Annotated in this window: 4 protein-coding genes; all 4 read left to right on the forward strand. The window is 74.7% G+C overall.

Annotated elements, in window-relative coordinates; all coding sequences use genetic code 11:
• The first annotated feature begins 537 nt into the window (after positions 1–537).
• Positions 538–1563: an adenosine deaminase gene (locus ACFXA3_RS37115; RefSeq protein ID WP_385194704.1), complete on the forward strand. Its 1026-nt coding sequence runs from the start codon at positions 538–540 to the stop codon at positions 1561–1563.
• Between the two features lie 29 nt (positions 1564–1592).
• Positions 1593–2300, forward strand: coding sequence for a glycerophosphodiester phosphodiesterase (locus ACFXA3_RS37120; RefSeq protein ID WP_385194706.1), 708 nt, complete (start codon positions 1593–1595; stop codon positions 2298–2300).
• Positions 2297–3541, forward strand: a complete 1245-nt coding sequence (locus ACFXA3_RS37125) for a sensor histidine kinase (protein WP_385194708.1) — start codon at positions 2297–2299, stop codon at positions 3539–3541. The genes ACFXA3_RS37120 and ACFXA3_RS37125 overlap by 4 nt, the downstream gene beginning before the upstream one ends.
• On the forward strand, positions 3538–4261 hold a 724-nt coding region (locus ACFXA3_RS37130), incomplete at its 3' end, for a response regulator (RefSeq protein ID WP_385194710.1). The genes ACFXA3_RS37125 and ACFXA3_RS37130, both read left to right, overlap by 4 nt.

Here is a 4261-nt window from a genome sequence, read left to right on the forward strand (position 1 = left end):
GATTCCGCCCCCCCCCCCGCCACTAACACCCTTCCCGTTTCATGTGGGGTGGCTGGGCGGGTTCGCGGGTTATCCGGGCTCCGGCGGGGGGGGGGGGGCCCGGGGGCCCCCCCACCCCCGGCTGCGCGGGCGGGGGTCCGGGGTACGCGTAGGCCGCGGGATCCGGCTGGGCCGGGTACCCGTAGGCGGGGGCGCCCCCGGGGGCCGCCATCGGCGGTGTCGGTGCGGGCTGCTGTCCCGGCGCCGGCGCCGGCCCGGGTATCCGCTCCGGCGGGCCCTCCGCTCCCGGCATCCCCGCCATCGTGGGCTGGTCGTGCACGGGCGGCGAACCCGACACGCCCGGCGTCGCCTGCGGTTTCCCGAGCTCCACCGCCGGCCGCTCCGGCGGCGCCCACGGGTCCTTCGGCTCGGGGCTCTGGTCGGTCATGCGGCGCCCCCCTCTCGTACGGCCATGCTATGCGCTGCCGCGGACAGTCCCGGAGCTGCCTACGATGAAGCCCGATCTGTCCGCACCCGCGTCCTCCCGGAGGCTCCTTCATGCCCGACCTGAACCCCTTCATCGCGGGGCTGCCCAAGGCGGAACTCCACGTCCACCACGTCGGTTCGGCCTCCCCGCGCATCGTGGCCGAACTCGCCGCCCGCCACCCCGACTCCCAGGTCCCCACGGACCCCGAGGCGCTCGCCGACTACTTCACGTTCACCGACTTCGCACACTTCATCGAGGTCTACCTGTCGGTCGTCGACCTGGTCCGCACCCCCGCCGACGTCCGCACCCTGACCTTCGAAGTCGCCCGCGACATGGCCCGGCAGAACATCCGCTACGCCGAACTGACCATCACCCCGTACTCGTCCACCCGCCGCGGCATCGACGAGAAGGCCTTCATGGAGGCCATCGAGGACGCCCGCAAGGCCGCCGAGACCGAACTGGGCGTCGTCCTGCGCTGGTGCTTCGACATCCCGGGCGAGGCGGGCCTGGAGGCAGCCGCCGAGACCGCGCGCCTCGCCGTCGACCTGCGTCCGGAGGGCCTGGTCTCCTTCGGCCTCGGCGGCCCCGAGATCGGCGTCCCGCGCCCGCAGTTCAAGCCGTACTTCGACGCCGCCCGGGCCGCAGGCCTGCACAGCGTGCCGCACGCGGGCGAGACCACCGGCCCGGAGACCATCTGGGACTCGATCCGCGAACTGGGCGCCGAGCGCATCGGCCACGGCACCAGCGCCACCCAGGACCCGGAACTCCTGGCCTACCTCGCCGAGCACCGGATCGCGCTGGAGGTCTGCCCGACCTCCAACATCGCCACGCGCGCCGTGACCGACCTGGACCGGCACCCGGTCAAGGAGATGGTGCGGGCGGGGGTGCTCGTCACCATCAACAGCGACGACCCGCCGATGTTCGGCTCCGACCTCAACAACGAGTACGCGGTCGCCGCGCGCCTTCTGGACCTCGACGAGCGCGGGCTCGCGCAGCTGGCGAAGAACGCCGTCGAGGCCTCCTTCCTGGACGAGGCCGGCAAGGCGGGGCTCAACGCGGAGATCGACGCGTACACCGAGGCCTGGCTGGCGCGCTGACGGACCACCGGCCGCCGGGAGCGCCGACAATGGCGGTCATGCGCACCCTGACTGCCGTCGGCCACCGCGGCGATCCCTACCGTGTCCGTGAGAACACCCTGCCCTCGATCCGCTCGGCCTTCCTCCGCGGGGCCGACGCCGTCGAGATCGACGTACGGCTGACCCGGGACGGGGTGCCGGTCCTCCTCCACGACGACACGCTCCAGCGGCTGTGGGGCCATGACGTGCGGCTCGACGCCGTCACGGCCCCGCAGCTGAAGGAGCTGACGGGCGGGCGCGTCCCGACGCTGCGCGAGGCCCTCACGGCGGCGGGCGCGGGCCGCGTGATGATCGACCTGCCCGGGGCGACGGCCGAAGCCGTACGGACGGTCGTCGGCCAGGTGCGGGAGTGCGGGGCGCGCGACCGTACGTACTACTGCGCGGGCGCGGACACCATGCTGGCCGTGCGCGCCGCCGATCCGGGGGCCGAGATCGCGCTGACGTGGACCACGCTGTCGCCCCCGCGCCGGGTGCTGATCGACGCGGTGGCGCCGGCCTGGCTCAACTACCGCTTCGGGCTGGTCGACCGGGAGCTGACGGACGCCCTCCACAAGGAGGGTCTGCTGGTCTCGGCGTGGACCGCGGACACCACGCGGACGATGCGCAGGCTGATCGCGGCCGGGGTGGACTCCGTCACGACCAACCGGGTGGACGCGCTGACCGGCGTACGGGCCGCGCTCGGGCTGTCCGCCCGGTGATACGCGCCTGGGGGGAGCGGGTCCGGCGGGCGGATCCGCGGTGGCGGGACCCGGGGCTGACGCTGCTGGTCCAGGTGGCGACGACGATTCCGTTCGTCGTACCCCGCGATCCGCACGATTCCCCGGCGACCTGGCCGGCGTACCTGCTGACGACGCTGGGCAATCTGCCGCTGGTGTGGCGGCGGCGGGCGCCCGTAGCGGCGATCTTCGGGATGGTCGCGGCGGGCTCGCTGTACACGCTGGCGCTGGACGGTCCCGGCCAGCCGCTGCCGTACGCCCCGCTGATCGGCGTGTACACGATGGCGCTGCTGTGCCCGGCCCGGGTGCGGATCACGATGGGCGTGACCCTGACCGTGCTGATCCTCGTCTCGGTGGCGCTCAACACCGGGACGGCCAGGGAGCTGCTGTTCGCGCTGTTCGTCTTCGCGGCGGCCTACGCCCTGGGGCGGCTCCAGTACACGCGGCAGGCGTACACGGAGGCCGTCGAGGCCCGGGCGGCCGAGTTGGAGCGGGCGAACCGGATCGAGGCGGAGCAGGCGGCGGCGCGCGAACGGGCCCGGATAGCGCGGGAGATGCACGACATCCTCTCGCATGCGGTCAGCATCATGATCGTGCAGGCGGAGGCCGGACCGGTGGCGGTGCGCCGGGCCCCGGAGCGGGCGGAGGCGGCGTTCGACGCGATCGCGGAGACGGGACGGGACGCGATGGCGCAGCTGCGGACCATGCTGGGCGTCCTGCGGACGGACCGGGCGGCGCACGAGGCTGCGCCGCGGTCGCCGCAGCCCGGGATCGGGGAGCTGCCCGGGCTGCTGGAGCGGGTCCGGGGCAGCGGGCTGCAGGTCGCGTACGAACGGACGGGCGCGGTGCGCGCGCTGCCGGCGGCGCTGGAGGCGACGGTGCACCGGGTGGTGCAGGAGGCGCTGACGAACGTGCTGAAGCATGCCGGGGCCTCGGCGGTGTCGGTCCGGCTGGAGTACGGGCCACGGGCGCTCACGGTGACGGTCACGGACGACGGGCGGGGCCCGGGAGCCGTACCGGGGACGGGAGCGCCGGCGGGGGCCGGGGCGGTGCCGGGGGCCGGGGCGGTGCCGGGGGCCGCGTCCGGCGGGCACGGGCTGATCGGGATCCGGGAGCGGGCGGCGGCGCACGGCGGTACGGCGCACTGCGGTCCGGGCCCTGCCGGCCTGGGGTTCTCGGTGCGGGTCGTGCTAGTAACCTCGCCGCTGGAGGTGGGTAGTTGACGATCCGTGTGGTGGTGGCGGACGACCAGGAGCTGGTGCGCAGCGGCTTCGCGATGATCCTGGACGCGCAGGAGGACATCGAGGTCGTCGCCGAGGTCGGGGACGGCGCGGCGGCGGTGGCGGCGGTGCGGGAGCTGCGGCCGGACGTGGCGCTGCTGGACGTCCGGATGCCGGTGCTCGACGGGATCGGAGCGTGCCGGACGATCTCGGCCGGGACGTCCTGCCGGACGGTGATGCTGACGACGTTCGACTCGGACGAGTACGTGTACGAGGCCCTGCACGCGGGGGCGAGCGGGTTCCTGCTGAAGGACGTGCGGCGCGACGATCTGGTGCACGCGGTACGGGTGGTGGCGGCGGGCGAGTCGCTGCTGGCGCCCTCGGTGGCGCGGCGGCTGATCGAGGAGTACACGGCGGTGACGGCGCGGCCGGCGGCGGGGGCGCTGTCCGCGCAGCGGCTGGAGGTGCTCACGGCGCGGGAGCGGGAGACGCTGCTGCACCTGGGGCGGGGGCTGTCGAACGCGGAGATCGCGGCCGCGCTGGTGGTGAGCGAGCACACCGTGAAGTCGCACGTGGGGCACGTGCTGGCGAAGCTGGGGCTGCGGGACCGGATCCAGGCGGTGATCTGCGCGTACGAGACGGGCCTGATCGCGGCCGGGGCGGGAGCCGGGGCGGCGGGGGCGGGAGCCGGGGCGGCGGGGGCCCGGGGTGTCGCTGTCTCTT

The organism is Streptomyces sp. NPDC059456 (genome assembly GCF_042750055.1).
GTDB lineage: Bacteria > Actinomycetota > Actinomycetes > Streptomycetales > Streptomycetaceae > Streptomyces.